We start from the raw sequence: 23,406 nt of genomic DNA on the forward strand, positions 1-23,406 counted from the left end.
GCCTTCCGAGGTGACCGGCCGTCGTCGTTTAACCCGCATCGGTTGCTCCGTAACTGCCGTTTTCGCCGCTCTAAAGGGCATCTACGGAGCAATCGACGAATGCTTATTCCAGCCCGCGGCGTTTGAGGAGCGGCTCCAGGGCGGCATCGCGGCCGCGGAGGATGCGGAACGACTCGAGCGGGTCACGGCTGTTGCCGCGGGAGAGGAGTTCAGCGCGGAAGCGGTCACCGTTGGCCCGGGTCAGGCCGCCGTTCTCGGTGAACCAGTCCACGGTCTCGGCGTCGAGCACCTCGCTCCAGATGTAGGAGTAGTAGCCAGCGGCGTAACCGTCGCCCGCGAATATGTGCTGGAAGTATCCAGTCCGGTACCGCGGCGGAATCAGCGGATGGGCCACCCCTGCTGCCGCCAGTGCTTTCGCCTCGAACTCGAGGGCGTCCTCCGGCACGTCCCCGGCTTCCAGGACGTGCCAGGCAAGGTCCAGCAGCGCGGCTCCGAGATACTCGGTGGTGGCGAACCCCTCGCCCCACAGGCGGGACTCGTTGAGCCGGTCGATGACGTTCTGCGCCAGCGGCTCCCCGGTTGCGTGGTGGCGCGCGTAATTCGCCAGCACCTCCGGCCACATGATCCACATCTCGTTGACTTGGGACGGGTACTCCACAAAGTCGCGCGGTACCGATGTTCCGGAGAAGCGCGGGTAGGTGACGTTGGAAAACAGCCCGTGCAGGGCATGGCCGAACTCGTGGAAGGCGGTGCGCACCTCGTCGAGGGTGAGCAGCGTGGGCTCACCTGCCGGCGGCTTGGAGATGTTCAGGTTGTTAATGACCACCGGCTTGGTGCCGAGGAGCGCCGACTGGTCGACGAGCGAATTCATCCACGCCCCGCCGCGCTTGGTATCGCGGTTGTAGTAGTCGCCCAGGAACAGTCCCAGCTCTGTTCCGTCCGCTTCCCGGACTTCCCAGATCCGGACGTCCGCATGGTAGCCGGCAAGGTCTTTGCGCTCATGGAAGGTGATGCCGAAGAGCGCGGTTGCGGCAAAGAACACCCCGTCCTGCAGCACCCGGTCCAGCTCGAAGTACGGCCTGAGGGCCTGCTCGTCCACGGTGTACCGTTCCCGCCGCACCTTGGCGGAGTAGTAGGCCCAGTCCCAGGCCTCCAAGGGGTGTCCGGCGCTTTCGGCCAGCGCGGCTGCCTCGCCGTCGGCGTTCCGGACGGCGGCCGGTGCCAGCCGGTTCAGCATGGACCGGACCGCGCCGAAGTCCGGCGCCGTCTGCCGGTCCACCACCAGCTCCGCGTAGTTGGCGAAGCCCAGCAGCGCGGCCTTTTCGCCCCGGAGCCGGACCATGGACTTCACGAGGTCCAGGACGTCCAGGTCTCCGCCCGAGCTGCCGCGGGCCAGGGACGCTTCAAAGAGCCGCCGGCGCACCTCCCGGTTCTCCAGTGACGCCAATGCGGGCTGGTTGCTGGGCTGTATGAGAGTCAAAAGGAACTTGCCGTCATGCCCGGCCACGCGGGCTGCCTCTGCGGCGCTGGCAATCTCGTCTTCGGGGAGGCCGGCGAGGTCATCGGCGTTGTCCAGCAGCAGGGCAGCCGACTTCATGGCTTCCTTGACCCGCTGGCCGAATTCCGTGCCCAGCCGGGACAATTCGGCGTTCAGCGACCTGAGCCTGTCCTGTCCGGCGTCATCCAGCTGGATGCCGGACTGACGGAACTCCTTGAGGTATTCCTCCACGAGCCTGGCCGACTCCGCATCCAGGCCCGCGGTCTCCACGGCGGCAAACCTCTCGTAGAGCGCGCGGTTGAGGTAGACCGCATCCTGGTGTGCCGCGAAGCGCGGCGACAGTTCGGTCTCCAGCTTTCGGATGGCTTCGGAGGCATCGGATGAAACGAGCGTGAAGAAGGACGCCGCCGCACGGTCAAGCAGCCGGCCGGACCGCTCCATGGCCAGCGCCGTGTTGTCGAAGTTGGCCGGCTCGGGGTTGTCCACAATGGCCTGGATCTCAGCCAGGTGTTCGGCGAGCCCGGCATTAACCGCCTCGGCGTAGTGGGCGTCGCCGATGTCGGAAAACGGCGGCAGTCCGAAGGGCAGGTCGCTGGGGGACAGGAGGGGATTGGTCATGAAGCAACACTTTCATGCTGGCTTGCGCGGCACAACGTTTCGAGGTGTGCTTCAGCACGCCAAGGGCCGGGCTAACCTCCTGCGGCGGCGACTGCTAGCGCGGCCGGCGGGCCGCGTGCTCGCGGGCGAGCACGGCGTAGCGGTCGTCCGGCTCGCCGGGCGTGAACGATCCGTACTTGCGTTCGACGGCGGTCCGGATCAGGAAGTCGGCGAGGGCCGGGTTCTTGGGCAGCAGGGAACCGTGCAGGTAGCTGGCAACGATGTTGCGGTAACGCGCGCCCTCGTGGCCGTCGCTGCTGTTGTTGCCCGTGCCCTTGGCCACCGTACCCAGGGGTTCGACGCCGGGACCCAGGGTGGTCTGGCCGCTGTGGTTCTCGTAGCCCAGCACCTCCCCGAATTCCCTGGTGGTGACCTTGACGTTGCCGATCAGCCGCTCATCGGTACCGTGGGTCTCCACGTCCAGAACCCCGATACCGGGAATGACAGGGCCCGAACGGGTTTTGAAGAAGCGGCCGAACAGCTGGTAGAGGCCGCAAATGAGGAGCATCGGCGTGCCGTCCTCGGCCATTCCTTTGAGCAGCCCGGCCCGGGACTGAAGATCGTCCTGGATGACCAGCTGGCCACTGTCCTGGCCGCCGCCGCCGAGGATGATGTCCACGCTGTCCGGAAACTCGTCGCCCACGTTGTACTCAAGCAGTTCCGGCGTGTAACCGTGCCACTTCAGGCGCTGCTGGAGCACCAGGGCGTTGCCCCAGTCGCCGTAGATGTTCATGTCCCGCGGGTACAGCTGCAGGACCCGGATGGTGCCTTTAGACGCAGCGCTGCCTTTTGACGCAGTTCCGGCCGAATCGGGGGTCAAGAGACCACCTCCACTGTGGTGATTTTGGACAGCTCACGGCGGATGGCGAGCATCGAGGTGTAGGTGCAGAAGACGCGCTTCGGCTTGCCCTTGCCCTTGCGGATGAACTCGGCCAGGGCAGCGGGAATATCGGTGTCCACCGCCCCGATCTGCACCTCGTCGTACTGCAGGCGCAGGGCCATGTCATACGCCCGGGAGCCGGTGACCTGGTCCACGCCTTCGTCCCGCAATGAATCAAAGTCCACGTCCCACAGCCACGACATGTCGCGGCCGTCGGCGTAGTTGTCGTTGATGGCGATCATGGTGGCGTAGCCGCCCGAGGGGAAGGACTTGAGTCCCAGCCGGAAGCCGCTCGGGTTCTTGACCAGGACGAGGTCCAGGGGGAGCCCGTCCACGGTAAGGCTTTCGCCCCGCCCGAAGGCGGGAGCCACCTCGGAGAGTGCCTTCAACAGGGTTCCGTGGTTTGCGGTGGCGGCGCCGCCACCGCAAATGCTGCGGGCCAGGGCCAGCGCGGCGGCGGCGTTGAAGATGTTGTAGACCCCGCGGAGCTTCATCCCGGTGGTGACCGTGACGCCGTCGTACTCAAAATCGGCATCCTCGGCGCCCACCCGGCGGAGGACAACATCGGCCTCCGGACGTGCCGGCACCGCCGGCGCCGGGCTGCCGGGCCCGGCACGGAGTTCATCGTCGCTGGGGAAGGTGCCCAGCAGGGAATCGTCGAGGCCAAAGTAGAGGACCTCGGGCCCGTGGAGCGTCCCGGCGATCCGCGCCACCCGCGGGTCTTCACGGTTCAGGACCACAGTCCCCGTGGTCTTGGAAGCGATGTGCTGGAGGAGCTGGGCCGTTTTGTCGATTTCCCCGAAGCGGTCCAGCTGGTCCCGGAGCACATTCAGCAGGAGGCTGTAGCGCGGCGGAACACGGTTGACGAAGTGCACGGCGTGGGCCTCGTCCAGTTCCAGCACGGCGATGTCGGCGTCGAGCCGCCCCCGCCAGTCGACGTCGCCGAGCAGGGCGGCCGCTACACCCCGGGTGAAGTTGCTGCCCGTGCGGTTTGTGAACACCTTCAAACCCTGGCTTTCCAGCAGCTCCACCACCATCTTGGTGGTGGTTGTCTTGCCGTTGGTGCCGCTGACGACGGCGACGCCGTGGGGAAGGGTGGACAGGGTCCGCTGCATGAAGCCGGGATCGATTTTTTCGACCACCAGGCCGGGGAATGCAGAGCCTCCGCCCCTGAGCCGGGAAACCCGGCGGACGAACTTGCCGAGCGGAACGCTGAGGGAAAACATGCTCTGTAATATATCCCAGCAGCGGCATGCAATGCGGCGGACAGCGCCCGGCGGGGACGGCGGCACACGCCCGGGACACTATGCTGTTTAGATGACCAATTCCCTTTCCAGCGCCCTTCCGCGCCCGGCCGGAGTGCCCGAAAAACCCGGCGCCGGGCTGCGCATCGGCGTTCTGGCGCTCCAGGGCGACTTCCGTGAGCACCTCCGCGCGGTCGAGACCGCCGGTGCTGCCGGCGTCGGTGTCCGCCGCCCCGCGGAGCTTGACGGACTCGACGGACTCATCATTCCCGGCGGCGAGTCGACCGCCATCGACAAGCTTGCCCGGGCCTTCGACCTCGCAGAGCCGCTGCGCCAGCGCATCGCTGACGGCCTCCCGGTGTACGGCTCCTGCGCCGGCATGATCCTGCTGGCACACGACATCGCCGACCCCGCCGCCGACCTCGCGGGCAACCCCCAGCAGACGTTCGGCGGCCTGGACATCACGGTGCGCCGCAACGCGTTCGGACGCCAGCGCGAGTCGTTTGAAACCGACCTCGACTTCAAGGGCCTGGAGTTCAGCGCCACCGAGCACGGCGTGGCGCCGGTCCACGCGGTGTTTATCCGCGGACCCTGGGTGGAGCGCGTGGGTCCCGGCGTGGAGGTCCTGGCCCAGGTGGAGCCGGCCGATCAGGAGCACGCCTCCCACGCGGCCGACCTGCAGGGGACGGCTAGAATTGTTGCAGTGCGTTCAGGCCAGCTGCTGGCCACCTCCTTCCATCCGGAAGTGACGGGCGAGAAGCGCGTGCATGAACTTTTTATCCGCATGATCAGAGGAGAAGCGTAAAGCATGTCAGGCCACTCCAAATGGGCAACGACCAAGCACAAGAAAGCCGTCATCGACGCCCGGCGTGCCAAGTCGTTTGCCAAGCTGATCAAGAACATCGAAGTCGCGGCCCGCATGGGTGGGCCCGACCTCGCCGGCAACCCCGGTCTCGAACTGGCGGTCACCAAGGCCAAGAAGACCTCCGTTCCCAACGACAATATTGACCGTGCCATCAAGCGCGGCGCCGGGCTCACCGGCGAGGTCGTTGACTACACGGAGATCATGTACGAATGCCGCGGCCCGCAGGGCTCCGCGCTGCTGATCGAGTGCCTTACCGACAACAAGAACCGCGCGGCATCCGAGGTCCGGCTGGCCATCTCCCGCAACGGCGGCACCATCGCCGACCCCGGCTCCGTCAGCTACCTGTTCACCCGCAAGGGCGTTGTGACGCTGCCCAAGAACGGCCTCACCGAGGACGACGTCCTGATGGCGGTGCTGGATGCCGGTGCCGAAGAGGTCAAGGACAACGGCGACACCTTCGAAATCCACTCGGAACCCAAGGACCTGCAGGCCGTCCGCGACGCGCTCAAGGAAGCCGACATCGAGTACGACACCGACGAGGCTGAATTCGTGCCCTCCATGGAGGTGCCGCTGGACCTGGACGCCGCCAAGAAGTTCATGAAGCTCGTGGACGCCCTTGAGGACCTCGACGACGTCCAGAACGTGTACAGCAACGCTGACCTCAGCGACGAAGTTCAGGCTGCCCTGGAAGCCGAGTGATTTCCCGCGCGGCGTACCGGGGCGGTTGCACGTGACGCTGCGCGTACTGGGCATTGACCCCGGACTGACCCGCTGCGGCATTGGAGTGGTCGACGTCGAAAAGAACCGCCGGGCAACCATGGTGGCTGTTGGCGTTGTGGGAACGTCTCCGGAGGAGACTCTTGACCAGCGCCTGCTGGTGATCGCCCTCGCCGTCGACGACTGGCTCGACCGCTATGAGCCGGACGTTCTCGCGGTGGAACGCGTGTTCTCGCAAATGAACGTCAGCACGGTCATGGGCGTGGCCCAGGCGTCCGGCGTCGTCATTGCCGCCGCCGCCCGGCGCGGCATCCCCGTGGCGCTGCACACCCCGTCGGAGGTGAAGGCGGCGGTGACCGGCAGCGGCTCCTCGAACAAGGACGCGGTCACCAAGCTGGTCACCAAGATCCTGCGGCTGGAGGCCCCGCCGCGCCCTGCCGACGCGGCGGACGCGCTTGCCCTTGCCATTACGCACGCCTGGCGGGCGGGCAGCGGTGCCGCGATGGCGGGCGGCGGTTCGGCTACGGCCCGCGGTGCCGGTGGCCAGTCGCTGACGCCCGCGCAGCGCGCCTGGGCCGAAGCGGAGGCCAAGGCGCGCCGTGCACGCTGATGTCGCGGGGCCTTGCTAGGGTATTCGTAGGTATGTTCGGATAGTCGGTATTTGCCGGCGCAAGTTCAGGAGCCCCGGCCTTGATTAGTTTTCTCCGCGGAACCGTGGCGCACGTCGGACTGTCCACCGCTGTCATCGACCTCAACGGTGCCGGCATGAGCGTCCAGGCGACCCCCCAGACGCTCAGCAAGCTGCGGACCGGCGAGGAAGGGAAGCTCTTTACGTCCCTCATCGTCCGCGAGGACTCCCTGACCCTGTTCGGCTTCGCGAACGACGACGAACGGGAAGTTTTCGACGTCCTGCTCAGCGTCAGCGGTGTGGGCCCGCGGCTCGCCCTGGCCGTCCTGGCGGTGCACGACCCCGAGGCGATCAGGGTGGCGGCGCATACCGGCGACAGCAAAACCTTCACCAAAGTGCCGGGCATCGGCCCCAAGGTGGCTGGCCGCATCGTCCTGGAACTCGCCGGGAAGCTGGTGCCGCACGGCACGGCCGCTCCGGCCGGAGCGGCAGCGGCTTCCGCCGAGGAACTCTGGAAGCCGCAGGTCGTGGCGGCCATGACCAGCCTCGGCTGGTCCGAGAAGGACGCCACCGGCAGCATCGACAAGGCACTTGCGGACGCACCCGGACTCGCCGGCGAAGGCAACGTTGCCGAGATCCTGCGCACTACGCTGCGCTGGCTCGGCCAGGACGGTGCCAGGGCCGGGAACAGGGTAGGCAGCCGTGGCTGAGCAGTCCCTGGTCGCCGGGGGAGAAGAGCCGGAGGAACGCGCCATCGAGGCGGCACTCCGGCCGAAGAACCTCGATGACTTCGTGGGCCAGCACAGGGTCCGCAAGCAGCTTTCCCTGGTGCTGAAGGCCTCCCGGATGCGAGGCCGGAGCGCTGACCACGTCCTCTTTTCCGGCCCTCCGGGACTCGGCAAGACCACCCTCGCCATGATTGTCGCTTCCGAGATGAACGCTCCGCTGCGGATCAGCAGCGGCCCGGCGATCCAGCACGCCGGCGACCTGGCAGCCATTCTTTCCTCGCTCTCGGAGGGCGAAGTCCTGTTCCTCGACGAGATCCACCGGATGTCCCGCCCGGCCGAGGAAATGCTCTACATGGCCATGGAGGACTTCCGCGTGGACATCGTTGTGGGCAAGGGTGCCGGTGCAACCGCCATCCCGCTGGAACTGCCGCCGTTCACGCTGGTGGGCGCCACCACGCGGGCCGGCCTCCTGCCGGGGCCCCTCCGGGACCGTTTCGGCTTCACCGGCCACCTGGAGTTCTACACGGTGGAAGAGCTTGAGCTCGTGCTGCGGCGGTCTGCCGGACTCCTCGACCTGAAGGTGAACTCGGCCGGATTTACGGAGATTGCCGGCCGGTCACGCGGGACTCCCCGTATTGCGAACCGGCTGCTGCGGCGCGTCCGGGACTGGGCGCTGGTCCACGGCATCGAACAGATCGATGCCCGCTCTGCCTCCGGCGCCCTCGACATGTATGAAGTGGACAAGCGCGGGCTGGACCGGCTGGACCGTTCCGTGCTGGAAGCCCTGATCACCAAATTTGGCGGCGGCCCGGTGGGCCTGTCAACCCTGGCGATCGCCGTGGGCGAGGAGCCGGAAACTGTCGAGACGGTCGCGGAACCATATCTTGTCCGGGAAGGGCTCCTCGGGAGGACACCCCGTGGCCGGATCGCCATGGCCCCGGCGTGGGCCCACCTCGGACTGGCAGTGCCCGCAGGGGTCTTTGGCCAGGAAACCCTGGACCTATTCGCCGCGGAACCGGGCGATGAAGATTCGTCATCTGAATGGGTTTCCAGCACCCAATAGCAGCGTCCTCCCAGCTTTTCCCTCTAGACTGGAAAGACGCTCGGCACGTCCGGGCTTTGTTTCCGTGTCCCGCTCCGGCGGGCCGCCCGCGGCCGGTTCCCCGTGTCCGGGCGGGCAGCCCGGTACAAAGCGGACGTCGCTGTCAACCAGCTACGTAAGTACAGAACGGAACTCACTTGCTCGCACATATCAGTGCCCAGGCCCAGCCGCAGGCCGGCGGCGGCATCGACATCATGACCATTCTGCTGTTCGTCATGCTCGGCGTTTTCATCTTCATGATGTTCCGCCGCAACAAGAAGACCCAGCAGCAGCAGGCCCAGCTGCAGTCGCAGTTCGCCCCCGGCATCGAGGTCATGACCAGCTTCGGTCTCTTCGGCCGCATCGTGTCGATCGACGAGGCCGAGAACAAGGTTGTCCTGGAACTGTCGCCGGGCCACCTGGCCACCGTCCACCGCCAGGCCGTAACCAAGATCGTGGAGCCCGCCGCCGCCGAAGCGACCGCTGTTCCCGACGACGCCTCGGCGCTGACGGCCCCGGAACGCCTGGCCACTGAAGACGAGCTGCACACTGAAAAAAGGGACGATACGGTCAACGAGACCCCGGATGAAACCCTCAGGCGCCTCAACGATGAGGGCAAGAAGGACATCTAGTCCGCCGCTTCCGCACAGTACAGCCGCTTCCGCACAGTACAGCTGTCTACGGCTGCGGAGCCGCCGGATGCGACATTCTCGCTCCGGCGGCCCTCCGCAATTAATAGAAAGATAGGCAATGGCACGAACTGGCCGCAATAAACCATCCCTTCGGGTGCTGGTCTGGCTTGGCGTAATCCTGGCTGCCATGACGGCCGTCCTAGCGGGCGGCACAATGTCCGGGGTTGCCAGCTGGAGCCCGAAGCTTGCCCTGGACCTGGAGGGCGGCACCCAGATGATCCTGGCGCCCAAGGTTGAGGGCGGCTCGGACATCAACGAGGAGCAGCTCAACCAGGCGGTGGCCATCATCCGCCAGCGCGTGGACGGCTCCGGTGTCGCCGAGGCCGAGATCAGCACGCAGTCCGGACGCAACGTGGTGGTGAGCCTGCCCGGTACTCCCTCTTCGGAGACCCGTGCCCTCATCCAGGCCTCCGCGGACATGAACTTCCGCCCTGTCCTCGTAACCGGCGCCGGTGCAGCCGTCCCCGCCGAGCAGCGGACACCTGCCGCCCAGCTGCCGAAGCCGACGGCCAAGCCGGCGAACGCCAGCGACTCGAACTGGATCACCGCGGACGTCCAGAAGCAGTTCGAAGCCCTGGACTGTGACAACCCGGCCCAGGACAAGCAGGAGCGCTCCGACCCGGCCAAGCCGCTGGTCACCTGCGAACCCGCCACCGACCAGACACCCGCGATCAAGTACATCCTTGGCCCGGTCGAGGTCAAGGGCGTGGACATCCAGGGTTCCACTTTCCAGCTGCAGCAGGGCGCGCAGGGTGCCGTCACCAATGACTGGGCTGTGAACATCCAGTTCAACGCGGAGGGCACGGCCAAGTTCAAGACGGTCACCGAACGCCTCAACCAGTTCTACGTCGCCGCTGGCGGCGAAACCGGTGCCGATCCCAAGTCCCAGTTCGCCATCGTCCTGGATGACCAGGTCATTTCCGCTCCCCGGACCCAGGCAGTGATCACCGACGGACGCCCCCAGATCACCGGCGGCTTCACCGAACAGTCCGCCAAGGTCCTGTCCGACCAGCTGCGGTTCGGTGCCCTGCCTATCAGCTTCGACATCCAGAGCGAGCAGCAGATCTCGGCCACCCTTGGCGGTGAGCAGCTCCGGATGGGTCTGCTGGCCGGCCTCATCGGCCTGCTGCTGGTGGTGGTCTACTCCCTGTTCCAATACCGGGCGCTCGGCTTTGTCACCATTGCGTCGCTGGTGGTGGCGGGTCTCCTCACTTACCTTGCCATTGCCATCCTTGGCTGGACCGAGAACTACCGGCTCTCCCTCGCCGGTGTGGCCGGCATTATCGTGGCCATTGGCCAGACGGCGGACTCGTTCATCGTCTACTTCGAACGCATCCGTGACGAACTCCGCGAAGGCCGCGGCTTGGTGTCCGCGGTGGAGAACGGCTGGAAGCGTGCAAAGCGGACCGTCCTGGCATCCAAGGCGGTCAACCTCCTGGCCGCACTCGTGCTGTACTTCGTGGCTGTCGGCAACGTGCGTGGCTTTGCCTTCACGCTGGGCCTGACCGCCATTGCCGACCTCATCGTGGTGTTCATGTTCACCCACCCGACCCTGCAGCAGCTGGCCAGGACCCGGTTCTTCGGCGAAGGCCACAAGTTCTCCGGTCTTGACCCCGAGCGCCTGGGCGCGGTGCCTCTCTACCGCGGCGCCGGCAGGCTCCGCAGTCCCGAGGACAAGCCGTCAGTGGTGCGCGCCAAGAACGCCGGCGCAGCGGCTGAGGCCGAGCGTCGGATGACCATCGCTGAACGCCGCCGCGCGGAGCAGCAGGAGCAACTTGCCGGTTCCTCCAAGGGCCCGGCCAAGGAGGGCAAGTAATGTCCAGTTTCGCGAAATTCGGTAACGAGCTCTACACGGGCAAGCGTTCCTATGACTTCGTCGGGGCCAAGAAGATCTGGTTCCTCGTGGCCGCCGCCGCGGTTGCGCTGTCCATTCTGATTCCGGCCGTCAAGGGCGGATTCAACCTGGGCATCGAGTTCCGGGGCGGCTCCGAGTTCACGGTCTCCAACGTCAAGACCACCGAAGCGGCCCTAGGGGAGAAAGCCGTCCACGACGTCGTTCCCGGCAGCGTGCCGCGCGTCGCCAACGTGGCCGGCACCACGATGCGGATCCAGACGGACAAGCTCACCGACGACGAGACCCTCAAGATCAAGGAAGGCCTCACCAAGGCCTACGGCGTGACCGACAACGAGGTGACCTCCACCTTCGTGGGACCCACCTGGGGTGCTGATGTCACCAAGCAGGCGCTGATCGGCCTTGTGGTCTTTGTGGCCCTCGCGACAGTGCTGATGGCCCTGTACTTCCGCACCTGGAAGATGTCGCTCTCGGCCATCATCGGCATGCTGGTCACGATGTTCATCACCGCCGGCGTCTACGCCCTCAGCGATTTCGAGGTCACGCCGTCGGCGATCATCGGCTTCCTGACGGTGCTCAGCTACTCGCTGTATGACACCGTGGTGGTGTTCGACAAGATCCGTGAGAACACGGCCGACATCGACTCCTCCACACGCCGCACCTTCGGCGAGGAAGTCAACCTGGCGGTCAACCAGACGCTGGTCCGCTCCATTAACACCATGATGGTTGCCATCCTTCCGGTCGGTGCCATCCTGTTCATTGGAGCCGGCCTGCTGGGTGCCGGAACCCTGCGCGATCTTTCGCTTGCCCTGTTCGTCGGGATCCTGATCGGCACGGCAGCGACGATTTTCATCGCGGCACCGATGTACGCCTGGCTGCGTCAAGGGGAGGCACCGCTCGTCAAGCAGGCCCAGCGCGTCAGGCAGCGCCGCGCGGACGCCGCTGCCAAGGCGGCTGCCGCCGAGCCGGCAAAAGCTTAGAACGCTCCGCAACAGACCGGATGCCGTCACCCCGACGGCGTCCGGTCTTGCGTTAACCCGCGCTTTAGCCGGCCGGGCCCACCGGATGCCGGACGGGATCTGCGTAGCGGGCGCGGTTATCGGTCGGGTGCGGAGCGGGAATACACTGGGATAATTAAACGGGTCGTGAGGGGTACTTCATTGGAAGAACGTTCGACGTCGGCGCCAGCGGCAGCCGGAGGCAACGCGGGCCAGGGACAGCAGACTGGTCTGGTGGCTGGCGGACGCCCGGGACCAGGTGTGCCCGTGGACAGCTCCGGCGTGCGGCCCACATTTCCCGGCCGGCGTGAGCGCACCAGGTCCCGCCTGGCACGTCTGACGGGCCGGAGCACCGCCACCTACTCGCCCATCCTGGAACCGCTGCTGCGGACCGTCCGGGCAAACAACCCCAAGGAAGACTTCGACCTCATCCAGCGGGCCTTCGTAGTCGCCGAGCAAAGCCACCGCGGCCAGAAGCGCAAGAGCGGCGACCCCTACATCACGCACCCCGTCGCCGTTGCGACCATCCTCGCCGAGCTGGGGCTCAGCGGCACAACGCTGGCCGCGGCGCTGCTCCATGACACCGTGGAGGACACGCCGTACACCCTCGAGGACCTCCGCGCCGATTTTGGCTCCGAAGTGGCCATGCTGGTTGACGGTGTCACCAAGCTGGACAAGGTCAGTTTCGGTGAGGCGGCCCAGTCGGAGACCGTCCGCAAGATGGTCGTGGCCATGGCCAAGGACATCCGTGTCCTGATGATCAAACTCGCAGACAGGCTCCACAACGCGCGCACGTGGCGGTTCGTCTCGGCCGAATCGTCGGCCCGCAAAGCCCGCGAAACCCTGGAAATCTTCGCCCCGCTGGCGCACCGGCTCGGCATGAACACCATCAAGTGGGAGCTTGAGGACCTGTCCTTCGCGGCGCTTTATCCCAAGGTGTACGAGGAAATCGTGCGCATGGTGGGGGACCGCACCCCGGAGCGCGAGAAGAGCCTCAGCGTGATCCGGAACCAGATCGCCGACGATCTCCGCACGGCACGGATCAAGGCCACGATCACCGGACGGCCGAAGCACTATTACTCGATCTACCAAAAGATGATCGTCCGGGACAAGGACTTCGACGACATCAACGACCTCATGGGCGTCCGGGTCCTGGTGGACTCGGTCCGCGACTGTTACGCCGCCCTGGGCACCCTGCATTCGCGCTGGAACCCGCTGCCTGGCCGGTTCAAGGACTACATCGCGATGCCGAAGTTCAACATGTACCAGTCCCTGCACACCACGGTCATCGGCCCCGGCGGCAAGCCGGTTGAAATCCAGATCCGGACCCATGAGATGCACCGCCGCGCCGAATACGGTGTGGCAGCGCATTGGAAGTACAAGGACCAGCCGAACCGGACCGCCATGGGACCCGGCAGCCCGCGCGACGGCGACATGGGCTGGCTGCGTTCCCTCGTGGACTGGCAGCAGGAGACCTCCGATCCCGGTGAGTTCCTCGACTCGCTCCGGTTCGAGATCAACGCCCGTGAGGTGTTCGTGTTCACCCCCAAGGGCGAGGTCATGGCGCTGCCCGCCGGCTCGACCCCGGTGGACTTTGCCTATGCCGTGCACACCGAGGTGGGCCACCGCACCATCGGGGCCCGGGTCAACGGCAAGCTCGTGCCGCTCAACAGCGAGCTGAACCATGGCGACTGGGTGGAGATCTTCACCTCGAAGGCCGAAGGCGCCGGCCCCAGCCAGGACTGGCAGCACTTCGTCAAGAGCGCCAGGGCCCGCAACAAGATCCGGCAGTGGTTCAGCAAGGAACGCCGCGAAGAGGCGATCGACCGCGGCAAGGAGCTGCTGACGCGCGCCATGCGCAAGCAGAACCTGCCGCTGCAGCGCCTGATGACGCACGACGCGCTGGCCGCCGTGGCCGAGGACTTCAAGTACGTGGACATCGCCGGGCTGTACGCCGGCGTGGGCGACGGCCACACCTCAGCCCAGTCGGTCATGGAGAAGCTCGTCGAGAGCCTCGGCGGCAACGAGACTCCGGATGACGACCTCACCGAGGTCAGCATCCCGACCCAGGTCAGCAAGGCCCGGTTCTCGGACTCCGGCGTGGTGGTCCGCGGCGTGGGCGACGTCTGGGTGAAGCTGGCCCGCTGCTGCACCCCCGTGCCGCCCGACCCGATCCTCGGTTTCGTCACGCGCGGCTCGGGCGTGTCGGTGCACCGGACGGACTGCACCAACGTCTCCGGACTCAAGGACCAGCCCGACCGGATTGTCGATGTGGACTGGGCGCCAACCCAGTCCAGCGTCTTCCTCGTGGAGATCCAGGTGGAGGCGCTGGACCGGAAGTCCCTCCTGTCGGATGTGACTCGGGTCCTTTCCGACAACCACGTGAACATCCTCGCGGCCAGTGTCCACACATCCACGGACCGTGTGGCCATCTCAAAGTTTGCCTTCGAGATGGGGGACCCCAAGTACCTGAGCCACGTGCTCAGTGCTGTGCGGAGGATCGACGGGGTGTTCGACGTCTACCGGACCACGGGCAACCGGCGGAGAGGCTAGCAGCGCGAGCTTCTCCAGGGCAGCATTTTTATGCGGCAGCCGGGGCATCGCCTCGACCGCCAGGACCAGGAGCCGGAGCCTGACGTCGAGTTCGGGCTTCTCCAGAAGCAGCCGCAGTGCGGGAACGGCCATCTCGGCGTTGACATGCAGGGCAATGTCCAAAGCTGTCCGCAGCGGACTCGAGACCATCAGCCCGCCCAGGCTCACGACGTCGAACGGTCCGAGCCGCACCTCATGAAGTGTGCAGCCGCGGGTGGAGCGAAGACTGGAGATCCGCCGTTTGGCGTCCACCAGCAGGGCCAACCGGTCAGGCTCCCGGGCGCAGCCATAAATCCACGCCGCCGTCATCCGCCCCGCCACCACCCGCCGGCGCACGGGCGCCGGAACCCCGTACGCGGCGGCGCGTGCCCTCAGCTGCGGGGAGGCCGCAGTCCCGGGAACGGTGTAGCCGTGCTGATAGAGCTGCGTCAGCACGCCGTCGGCCGCCATACACTGAAGCTCAGGCCAGGTGAACGGCAGCCCCGGCGCATAAAGCTCCAGCAGCTGCGCGGGAGGGTCCGCGGGCGGGGACCCGCCCCGTGATTGAAGGGCCTGGGATAAAGGAGCCATTCCGTCATCCTGCCGGACGCGGCTGCAACAGGTAAGGCCCCGCCCCGGCTATGTGGATAACCGGAACGGGGCCTGTACTGATGCTGTGCTTAGGAGAGCTCGCTCGCCGAACGCTGGATCTGGTCCAGCCACGCCTGGCGGGCTTCCAGGGCTTCCTTGGCGGCCTTGATCTTGCGCTGGTCGCCGGCCTTCTCTGCCTCAGCCAGATCGTCCTTCAGCCCGGCAATGGCCGATTCGAGCTGGCTCAGCGCGCTGTTGGTGCGGGCCTTGGTCTCCGGGTTGGAGCGCTGCCACTTCTCGTCCTCGGCCTGGCGGACTGCATCCTCGATGCGCCGCAGCCCGGCCTCAATCCGGCCCATGTCCGCCCGCGGAACCTTGCCTGCCTCTTCCCAGCGGTCATGGATGGACTGCAGGGCCTTCTTGGCGGCTGCGATGTCCTTGACCGGAAGGATGCCGGAGGCCTCCTCCAGGAGCGCTTCCTTGACCTTGAGGTTGGCGGCGTACTCCTGGTCGATCTCGTCATTGGCTGCCTGGCGGGAGCTGAAGAAGACGTCCTGCGCGGCGCGGAACCGGGCCCACAGGGCGTCGTCATCCTTGCGGCTGGCACGCGGCGACGCCTTCCACTCGTCCATCAGCCGGCGGTATTCCCCGGCGGCGAAGCCCCAGTCCGTCGACGATGACAGTGCTTCGGCCTCGGCGATCAGCTTCTCCTTGGCAGCCTTTGCCGCCGAGTTGTTGCTGTCCAGCTGGGAGAAGTACGCGCGGCGGTGCCGGTCGAAAACGGTCCGCGCGGCGCGGAAACGCTTCCACAGGGCGTCCTCGTTGCTGCGGCCCAGGCGCACACCGCTCTTCTGCGCAGCCTTCCAGCTCTCAAACAGCTCGTTCATGCGAGCGCTGGACGTCTTCCACTGAACCTGCGCCGGATCGGTTCCGGAGATCGCCTCCGCCTCGGCCACAATGGCCTCGCGGGCGGCCAGCTCGGCAGCGCGGACGGCGTCATGTTGGGCCTTCTCCGCCTTCTCAAGCTCGGTGATCTGCGCGGAAAGGGTGTCCAGCCGGCCCTCCGCGGAACGGATGTCGCCCACCATGTTCCGTTCGGCGAGCTGCTCGCGCAGGTGCGTCACGGTTTTCTGCATGTCAGTGGTGGGGGCCTTCGACGCCACACGCTGTTCCAGCAGCACAATCTGGGCGACGACGTCGTCATACTTCCGTGCGAAGTAGGCCAGGGCCTCATCGTTGCTGACGTCCGGATACTGACCGACGGGGTGTTCTTCGCCGTCGATGGTCAGGAACACGTGGCCATCGCCCTCAACGCGGCCCCAGCGGGCTGCTTCGGCCAGCGAGGTGGCGGGCGGTGCCTGCGCCGGTGTCACGGTGGCAGCCGGGCCGGCCTTGGGCCGGGCAGCAAACGCTGCGGGCGTGGGAGCGGGCCGGGGAGCCGGCGTCGGACGCGGTGACGGTGCCGGCTTTTCCTGCGCAGCTTCCGGCTGCGGGCTTTCCTGCGTGGCGTCGGGCTTTGCAGCCTCCTCGGGCTGCACTGCCTCCTCGGGCTGCACTGGCGCCGCAGGCTGTGCTGCCTCCTCGGCCTGAGCCGCGTCCGCGGGCTCGGCCGCTTCCACGGACTGCGCTCCGTCCACAGATTCGGGGGAAGCCTGGACCTCGGTCACTTCGGCTGCTGTTTCGTCGGATTTCTGACTGTCTGTCACCGCTAAAAGTCTTTCGCTTGGAGGAAAATACCCATTCATAAGTCGCCCGTGGCTGCTGGCACCGCAGGGTTCCTACTTCAGAGAAAACGAGTCTATCGTGACTGCTTCCGCAGGAGCGCCGTCTGTGCCACTTTCGCCGGTCTTAAGACCGGCAGCCGCAATCTTCGTTACGACATCAAGGCCCGAGGTCACCTTGCCCACGACGGTGTAGCCGCCGGCGGAGTCGGCGGGGATGACCGTGTCCTTGTAGACGATGAAGAACTGCGTGCCGTTGCCGTAGGCGTTGTTGCCGGTTCGGGCCACTGCGATGGTGCCGGCGGGGTACTTGTTGTCCGCTGGCGTGTTCTCCAGCGGCCCCCAGGTGTAGTTGGGGTCGCCCTGGCCGTCGCCGGTCTTGGAGCCACACTGCAGGACGCCGAAGTTCTCGGCGGTGGTGAGGCGGTGGCAGCTGACGCCCTTGTAGTAGCCCTGGTCGGCCAGGGACTTGAACACGGCCGCTGCCTGCGGGGCCTTGGTGCCGTCCAGCTGCACGCCGAGTGTTCCGCTGTTCAGCTCGAGGGATCCGGTGTACGTCTTGCCGGCCGCCGTCGCCGGTTTAGGGATGTTCGCAGCGTTGGTCTGCGTGGCCGAGGGCGTCGCGGACGCGGACGGGGTGGGAGGCGGCGTCGCCAGGCCCGCCTGGGCGGCCGCGAATTCCTCTTCGGTCGGGTTCCCGGCAAAGACCGTCAGTTGAAGCACGACGGCGAGCAGCACCGCTGCTGCTCCCGCACCTCCCGCTACCAGGTTGTCGCGTTTGCGGCGCTTCTCCTGGTCCCGGCGAAGCTCCCGTTTGGCCTCCATCTGCTGGATGCGCCGCTTGGCTTCGCGTGTCTCGCGTGGACTGGCCGCCACGGGTCCTCCTCATCGATCGTCACTGCCGGGCCGGGGAGCCACTGAAGGCACCCGGCGGCAGCCCGCCAGAGCACGGACCCTGCATTAGAGATGCAGGCGCCGAAAGCATAAACTGGCTGCCGCACATAAGTTTATGCAGAAGAGGCTGGACTCCCGCCGCTGCCGCCGCCGTTTGACCCAAATGGCGACGCGGAACAGAGCGCAGCGGCTCCGGCCTTCGTTTACCCGAGGAGAAACTCCACCATGGCACGCACCGCCTCCCTGTCCGGATTCCCCGAGTGGCTTCCCGAGGAGCGGCTGGTGGAGCAGCATGTCCTGGACTCGCTGCGCCGCACCTTTGAACTGCACGGCTTCGCCTCGATTGAGACCCGGGCAGTGGAAACCGTGGGTCAGCTGCTCCGCAAGGGCGAGATCGACAAAGAGGTGTACGGCCTGAGCCGGCTGCAGGACGACGAAGGCGAGGAATCCAAGGGCAAACACGATCCGCATGCCCTCGCCCTGCACTTTGACCTGACCGTGCCCTTCGCCCGGTACGTGGTGGAAAACGCCGGCTACCTGGCGTTCCCGTTCCGCCGCTACCAGATCCAGAAGGTCTGGCGCGGCGAACGCCCCCAGGAAGGCCGTGCCCGCGAGTTCACGCAGGCGGACATCGACGTGGTGGGCGACGCCGAGCTGCCCTTCCGCTACGACGTTGAGATTGCGCTCGTCATCGCCGAAGCACTGGGCGCCCTCCCGATTCCGGAGTTCCGGCTGCGGATCAACAACAGGAAGCTTGCCGAGGGTTTCTACCGCGGCATCGGCCTGACCGACACCGCCGGAGTGCTGCGCAGCATCGACAAGCTGGAAAAGGTCGGGCCGGAGAAGGTGGCTGAACTGCTCAAGGCCGAACTCGGTGCCACCGACGAGCAGGCGCAGGCGGCCCTGAAGCTGGCCAGCATCCGGACCGAGGACACGTCCTTCGTGGCACAGGTCCGCTCGCTGGGCGTGAGCGACGACCTCCTGGAGGAGGGCCTGAACGAACTCGAACAGGTGATCGAGGCCGCCGTCAAGCGGGTTCCGGGAAAGGTCGTCGCCGACCTGAGCATCGCCCGCGGCCTGGACTACTACACCGGAACTGTCGTGGAAACCGTCCTGGTGGGCCACGAGCAGCTTGGCTCGATCTGCTCCGGCGGCCGCTACGACGCCCTGGCCAGCAAGGGCAACCGGAAGTTCCCCGGGGTTGGGCTCTCGATCGGCGTGACGCGGCTCGTCTCGCGCATCCTTAGCCAGGACCTGGCGAAGGCGTCCCGTTCCGTTCCCACGGCGGTGTTTGTGGCGCTCACCTCCGATGAGAGCTGGGGCGAGGCGCAGGACGTGGCCACGGAGCTGCGCAGCCGCGGCATCGCCGCGGAAGTGGCTGCCAAGGCGGAGAAGTTCGGCAAGCAGATCAAGTTCGCGGACCGGCGCGGCATTCCATTCGTCTGGTTCACTGACGAGGACGGCAAGCACCAGGTGAAGGACATCCGCTCGGGCGTGCAGGTTGACGCTGACCCGGCGACCTGGACGCCGGCCGACGAGGACCTCCACGTCCAGGTTATCGCCGCACCTGCTTCCTGAGCTGACAGGATTCGGCCTGCAGAGCCGCTGCGCGCCGGGGCTGGGCTTTTAACGGCCCCGGTGCTTCCGCACCGCAAGCACAACCGCCCGTCCGGCGAGGCCGGCGGCCATGACAGCCGCCATGCCGAGCGCCGACGCCGCCGGCAGCGTGAACGCCAGGATCAGGCATCCGGCCAGGCCGGCGGCGTTGAGCCATTTGGGCGCATGCCAGGGCCGGTCACGCAGTGTGAAGGCGGCGGCATTCGTCACCGCGTAGTACAGCAGGACCCCGAAGCTGGAGAAACCGACCACTGTCAGCACGTCGGTGGTCAGCAGCAGTAAAACAACGACGGCGGCCACCGCCAGTTCGGCGGTCACCGGTACCGGATGGCGCCCGCCCACCCTGGCCAGCGGGCCCGGCAAATCGCGTTCCCGGGCCATGGCCATGGCCGTGCGCCCCACCCCGGTGATGAGGGCCAGCAGCGCGCCGAGCGAGGCCGCCGCGGCACCCGCCTGGACAACCGGCGCTCCGGCGGACAGGCGGGACTGCTCCACGGCGTCCAGCAGCGGTGCCGTTGAGGAGGCGAGCACCTCAACGGGAAGATGCACCAGCAGTAGGGCCCCCAGCAGCAGGTAGATCACCAGGGCGCCGGCCAGGGCGCCGAGGACCGCCCGCGGAATGACGCGCGCCGGGTCCTTGACCTCCTCGCCGAGGGTGGCAATGCGGGCGTACCCGGCAAAGGCGAAGAACATTAGGCCCGCGGCGGGCAGGATGCCCCAGGTGCTGTCAGACACAGCGCCAGCCAAACCAGAGACAGCACCCGCCGGCCCGGAGAAAGCCCCGGCGCCGGACACGTGCGGCCCCAGAATGCTCGCGGTGGCGACGAAGGCGAGCGTTGCCAGGACCACGGCGAGCAGGATGCGCGTCAGGAAGGCAGTCCGCGTGATGCCCAGCAGGTTGACGCCGGTCAGCGCCGCGACGGCCGCGACGGCCACGGGAGTGGCGAACTGCGGTGCAACATACTGGCCGAAGGTCAGGGCCATGGCTGCGCAGGAGGCCGATTTGCCCGTGACGAATCCCCAGCCGGCAAGGAACCCCGGCCACTCGCCGAGTTGCTTCCGGCCGTAGACGTAGGTGCCGCCGCTCTGCGGATACTTTGCCGCGAGCTGGGCCGAGGCGACGGCATTGCAGTAGGCCACGGCCCCCGCCACGGCGATGGCCACGAGGAGCAGGTTTCCGGCGAGCCGGGCGGCCGGGGCGAAGACCACAAAAACGCCCGCGCCAAGCATGGATCCGAGTCCGATGGCTGTTGCATCGGCCACACCTAGCCTTCGTTGCAGCTGCTGGTGCTTGGTCATGGCGGGGCAGGAACCTTTCAAACGGGTAAACTCGGACGGGATCGTTTCCGCAACGATCGTATTTGAACTTCATTCTGTCTTCCTTCTGAAAGGAATGCTGTGCTGCGCACACATGACCTCGGATCCCTTCGCTCCGAGCACATTGGACAAACCGTAACCCTGGCAGGCTGGGTCGGCCGCCGTCGTGATCACGGTGGTGTCGCATTCGTCGATCTGCGTGACGCCTCGGGCGTGGCGCAGGTGGTGGTCCGTGAGGAAGAGGTCTTCCACGGGTTGCGCAACGAATACGTGCTGCAGGTAACCGGAACGGTTTCCAAGCGGCCGGAAGGCAACGAGAACCCTGCCCTGGCCACGGGCGAGGTGGAGGTCATGGCGGACAAGGTGGTCATCCTCAACACCGCCGATGCGCTGCCCTTCCAGATCGACGAACATGTGGAAGTGGGCGAGGAAGCCAGGCTCAAGCACCGCTACCTGGACTTGCGCCGTCCCGGCCCCAGCCGCAACATCCGCCTCCGCTCCGAGGCCAACCGCGTTGCACGCGAACTGCTGCACGAAGAGGGCTTCGTCGAGATTGAGACTCCCACGCTGACGCGTTCAACGCCCGAAGGCGCCCGCGACTTCCTGGTCCCTGCCCGCCTGGCCCCGGGTTCCTGGTATGCGCTGCCGCAGTCGCCGCAGCTGTTCAAGCAGCTCCTGCAGGTGGGCGGCTTCGAGAAGTACTACCAGATCGCCCGCTGCTACCGTGATGAGGACTTCCGCGCGGACCGCCAGCCCGAGTTCACCCAGCTCGACATCGAAGCCAGCTTCGTGGAGCAGGACGACATCATCCGGATCGGCGAGAACATCGTGAAGGCCGTCTGGAACCTGATCGACGTCGAGATTCCGACGCCGATCCAGCGCATCACCTACGCCGACGCCATGGCACGCTACGGCTCGGACAAGCCGGACCTGCGGTTCGGCCAGGAGCTGACCGAGCTGACCGAGTTCTTCAAGGACACCAACTTCGGCGTCTTCAAGGCACCGTATGTCGGTGCGGTCGTCATGCCCGGCGGTGCCTCGCAGGCCCGCCGCGCACTCGATGCCTGGCAGGAATGGGCCAAGCAGCGCGGCGCCAAGGGCCTGGCCTACGTCCTGTACAAGGAGGACGGAGAGCTCGCGGGTCCCGTTGCCAAGAACCTCACCGAGACCGAGCGCGCCGGCCTGGCCGACGCCGTGGGTGCCAAGCCGGGCGACTGCATCTTCTTCGCCGCCGGTGAGAAGACCCCGTCCCGCGCACTGCTGGGCGCTGCCCGCGTGGAGATCGGGCACCGCACGGGCCTGATCGATCCCAACGCCTGGGCGTTCTGCTGGGTGGTTGATGCCCCCATGTTCGAGCCTGCAGCTGCCGCTGTTGCGTCGGGCGACGTGGCCGTTGGCGCCGGCCAGTGGACAGCCGTGCACCACGCCTTCACCTCGCCGAAGCCCGAGTTCCTGGACACCTTCGACCAGGACCCGGAATCCGCGCTGTCCTACGCCTACGACATCGTGTGCAACGGCAACGAGATCGGCGGCGGATCCATCCGTATCCACGAACGCGACGTCCAGGAGCGCGTCTTCGAGCTCATGGGCCTGGACAAGGCCGATGCCCAGACGAAGTTCGGCTTCCTGCTGGAGGGCTTCAAGTACGGCGCCCCGCCGCACGGCGGCATCGCCTTCGGCTGGGACCGCGTGGTGGCGCTGCTGGCCGGCGTGGACTCGATCCGCGACGTCATCGCCTTCCCGAAGTCCGGCGGCGGCCACGATCCGCTGACCGACGCCCCGGCTCCGATCACCCCGCAGCAGCGCAAGGAGGCCGGCGTGGACTTCAAGCCCGAGGCCAAGAAGCCCGAAGCGAAGAAGCCCGAAGAAAACTAAGCGGGCGTGGACCGCATAGGCGGCCGCGAAGCTGAACCGGGAGCAGGAGGCTCCCCGGATCTGCAGTGCAGATACCGGGGGGCCTCCTGCCGTTTGACGAAGGAGTGCTGTGGGGGAAATCGACGTGCCGGATCTGGAAGCCGCCATGGATGCGGCGTGGCCAGCGCCGGACCGGGAGCTGTCCGGCGGCTGGGTTCTCCGCGCTGCCGGTGGAGTGACGCAGCGGGCGAACTCCATCTGGCCGCGGTCGGAGCCCGCAGGGACGAGGGTTGAGCGGCTGGCCGCGCTGCGGGTGGCCCGGGCCTGGTACCGGGGCCGCCGGTTGCCGGTGATCTTCCAGGTCTTCGACACGCCCGGCAGCGCTGCGCTGAACGCCGTTTTGGATGAGGAAGGCTTCACCCGGCAATCCGAGACGCTGATCATGATGGGTGGAGCGGACACTGTCCCCGGCGGTGGCGATTCAGCTGGTGCCCGTGCCGGCGTCGAAATCACCGACCATCCATCGGCGGAATGGCTGGAACTGTGGTGGTCCGTGGACGGCCGCGGCGGCGCCGCGGAGCTGGAGACTGCCCGTGCCATCCTCACGGGTTGCCCGGCGCTGTACGCGCTGGTGAGGGACGACGGCGGCCGGCCGGCCGCCGTCGGACGCCTTGCCCTTGTTCCCGGCAGGACAGTTGTTCCCGGCACGGGCGTCAGCTGGGGCGGGCTGTACTGCATGGCCACCCGGCCCGATGCCCGCCGCCGAGGGTATGCCGCCCGGATCCAACAGGCCTTGATTAGTGCAGGCGCGGAGCAGGGGCTGGCCGGCTACTGGCTGCTGGTGATGGCGTCGAACACCGCTGCCCGGGAGCTGTACTCCCGGGCAGGGTTCCGCGAAGTGTCCCGCTATTACTACCGGCAGGAGCGCCCGCGGCGGTCGCTGACCGGGTGCTGATCAGCCGTTTCGACGGTTCCCCGCCCACATGACGTTGCGCAACGTC

The 23,406-nt window shown here is 66.8% G+C and carries 19 protein-coding genes; 12 read left to right on the top strand and 7 right to left on the bottom strand.

All coding sequences use genetic code 11. The features are described 5' to 3' along the window. Window positions 1-103: 103 nt before the first annotated feature. The 3 genes from ACFUTU_RS19400 to ACFUTU_RS19410 form a co-directional block, all read right to left on the bottom strand. Window positions 104-2,116, bottom strand: coding sequence for a M3 family metallopeptidase (locus ACFUTU_RS19400; protein ID WP_377967265.1), 2,013 nt, complete (start codon window positions 2,114-2,116; stop codon window positions 104-106). Between the two features lie 94 nt (window positions 2,117-2,210). Beyond that, on the bottom strand, window positions 2,211-2,975 hold the full coding sequence (locus ACFUTU_RS19405; RefSeq protein WP_377967267.1) for a type 1 glutamine amidotransferase: 765 nt from the start codon (window positions 2,973-2,975) through the stop codon (window positions 2,211-2,213). Then, on the bottom strand, window positions 2,972-4,261 hold the full coding sequence (locus ACFUTU_RS19410; RefSeq protein ID WP_377967269.1) for a MurT ligase domain-containing protein: 1,290 nt from the start codon (window positions 4,259-4,261) through the stop codon (window positions 2,972-2,974). Before ACFUTU_RS19410 ends, ACFUTU_RS19405 begins: the two co-directional genes overlap by 4 nt. A 91-nt stretch (window positions 4,262-4,352) precedes the next feature. Here ACFUTU_RS19410 and pdxT point away from each other — a divergent pair, with 91 nt between their 5' ends. From pdxT to ACFUTU_RS19455, 9 genes are all read left to right on the top strand, one after another. Next, the gene (gene pdxT / locus ACFUTU_RS19415; protein WP_377967271.1) at window positions 4,353-5,084 is read left to right on the top strand and encodes a pyridoxal 5'-phosphate synthase glutaminase subunit PdxT; all 732 of its coding nucleotides are present in this window, start codon (window positions 4,353-4,355) and stop codon (window positions 5,082-5,084) included. Between the two features lie 3 nt (window positions 5,085-5,087). After that, entirely contained in the window at window positions 5,088-5,843 is a 756-nt protein-coding gene (locus ACFUTU_RS19420) for a YebC/PmpR family DNA-binding transcriptional regulator (protein WP_377967273.1), read from the top strand. A 31-nt stretch (window positions 5,844-5,874) separates the two neighbouring features. Then, on the top strand, window positions 5,875-6,471 hold the full coding sequence (ruvC, locus tag ACFUTU_RS19425; RefSeq protein WP_377967275.1) for a crossover junction endodeoxyribonuclease RuvC: 597 nt from the start codon (window positions 5,875-5,877) through the stop codon (window positions 6,469-6,471). 80 nt (window positions 6,472-6,551) lie between these two features. Beyond that, window positions 6,552-7,199, top strand: coding sequence for a Holliday junction branch migration protein RuvA (gene ruvA, locus ACFUTU_RS19430; RefSeq protein WP_377967277.1), 648 nt, complete (start codon window positions 6,552-6,554; stop codon window positions 7,197-7,199). Beyond that, complete coding sequence (gene ruvB, locus ACFUTU_RS19435; RefSeq protein ID WP_377967279.1) at window positions 7,192-8,280, top strand: Holliday junction branch migration DNA helicase RuvB; 1,089 nt, start codon at window positions 7,192-7,194, stop codon at window positions 8,278-8,280. Before ruvA ends, ruvB begins: the two co-directional genes overlap by 8 nt. A 233-nt stretch (window positions 8,281-8,513) precedes the next feature. Continuing rightward, complete coding sequence (yajC, locus tag ACFUTU_RS19440; RefSeq protein ID WP_377967299.1) at window positions 8,514-8,930, top strand: preprotein translocase subunit YajC; 417 nt, start codon at window positions 8,514-8,516, stop codon at window positions 8,928-8,930. A 118-nt stretch (window positions 8,931-9,048) separates the two neighbouring features. Continuing rightward, window positions 9,049-10,806 (top strand): protein translocase subunit SecD, encoded by a 1,758-nt coding sequence (secD, locus tag ACFUTU_RS19445; RefSeq protein ID WP_377967281.1) that lies wholly within the window; start codon window positions 9,049-9,051, stop codon window positions 10,804-10,806. Beyond that, the gene (secF, locus tag ACFUTU_RS19450) at window positions 10,806-11,822 is read left to right on the top strand and encodes a protein translocase subunit SecF (protein WP_377967283.1); all 1,017 of its coding nucleotides are present in this window, start codon (window positions 10,806-10,808) and stop codon (window positions 11,820-11,822) included. Before secD ends, secF begins: the two co-directional genes overlap by 1 nt. Before the next feature lie 180 nt (window positions 11,823-12,002). Further along, window positions 12,003-14,393 (top strand): RelA/SpoT family protein, encoded by a 2,391-nt coding sequence (locus ACFUTU_RS19455; protein WP_377967285.1) that lies wholly within the window; start codon window positions 12,003-12,005, stop codon window positions 14,391-14,393. Here ACFUTU_RS19455 and ACFUTU_RS19460 read toward each other — a convergent pair. The 3 genes from ACFUTU_RS19460 to ACFUTU_RS19470 form a co-directional block, all read right to left on the bottom strand. Then, complete coding sequence (locus ACFUTU_RS19460) at window positions 14,274-15,002, bottom strand: hypothetical protein (protein ID WP_377967287.1); 729 nt, start codon at window positions 15,000-15,002, stop codon at window positions 14,274-14,276. The two genes, ACFUTU_RS19455 and ACFUTU_RS19460, sit on opposite strands and share 120 nt — an antisense overlap. 89 nt (window positions 15,003-15,091) lie before the next feature. Continuing rightward, window positions 15,092-16,708, bottom strand: a complete 1,617-nt coding sequence (locus ACFUTU_RS19465; RefSeq protein WP_377967289.1) for a DUF349 domain-containing protein — start codon at window positions 16,706-16,708, stop codon at window positions 15,092-15,094. Between the two features lie 72 nt (window positions 16,709-16,780). Then, window positions 16,781-17,599, bottom strand: a complete 819-nt coding sequence (locus ACFUTU_RS19470; RefSeq protein WP_377967291.1) for a peptidylprolyl isomerase — start codon at window positions 17,597-17,599, stop codon at window positions 16,781-16,783. Window positions 17,600-17,842: 243 nt separating this feature from the next. On the opposite strand from ACFUTU_RS19470, the gene hisS reads away from it, so the two are divergent. After that, a complete protein-coding gene (gene hisS, locus ACFUTU_RS19475; protein ID WP_377967293.1) occupies window positions 17,843-19,195 on the top strand; it encodes a histidine--tRNA ligase in 1,353 nt (450 codons plus the stop codon). 48 nt (window positions 19,196-19,243) lie between these two features. Here the strand turns inward: hisS and ACFUTU_RS19480 are convergent, their stop codons facing one another. Next, a complete protein-coding gene (locus ACFUTU_RS19480; protein WP_377967295.1) occupies window positions 19,244-20,533 on the bottom strand; it encodes an APC family permease in 1,290 nt (429 codons plus the stop codon). Between the two features lie 99 nt (window positions 20,534-20,632). Here ACFUTU_RS19480 and aspS point away from each other — a divergent pair, with 99 nt between their 5' ends. Continuing rightward, entirely contained in the window at window positions 20,633-22,426 is a 1,794-nt protein-coding gene (aspS, locus tag ACFUTU_RS19485; protein WP_377967297.1) for an aspartate--tRNA ligase, read from the top strand. A 145-nt stretch (window positions 22,427-22,571) separates the two neighbouring features. Then, window positions 22,572-23,360, top strand: coding sequence for a GNAT family N-acetyltransferase (locus ACFUTU_RS19490; protein WP_377967301.1), 789 nt, complete (start codon window positions 22,572-22,574; stop codon window positions 23,358-23,360). The last annotated feature ends 46 nt before the right edge of the window (window positions 23,361-23,406 follow it).

It is taken from the genome of Arthrobacter sp. NPDC057388 (assembly GCF_042668165.1).
Taxonomy (GTDB): Bacteria; Actinomycetota; Actinomycetes; order Actinomycetales; family Micrococcaceae; genus Arthrobacter.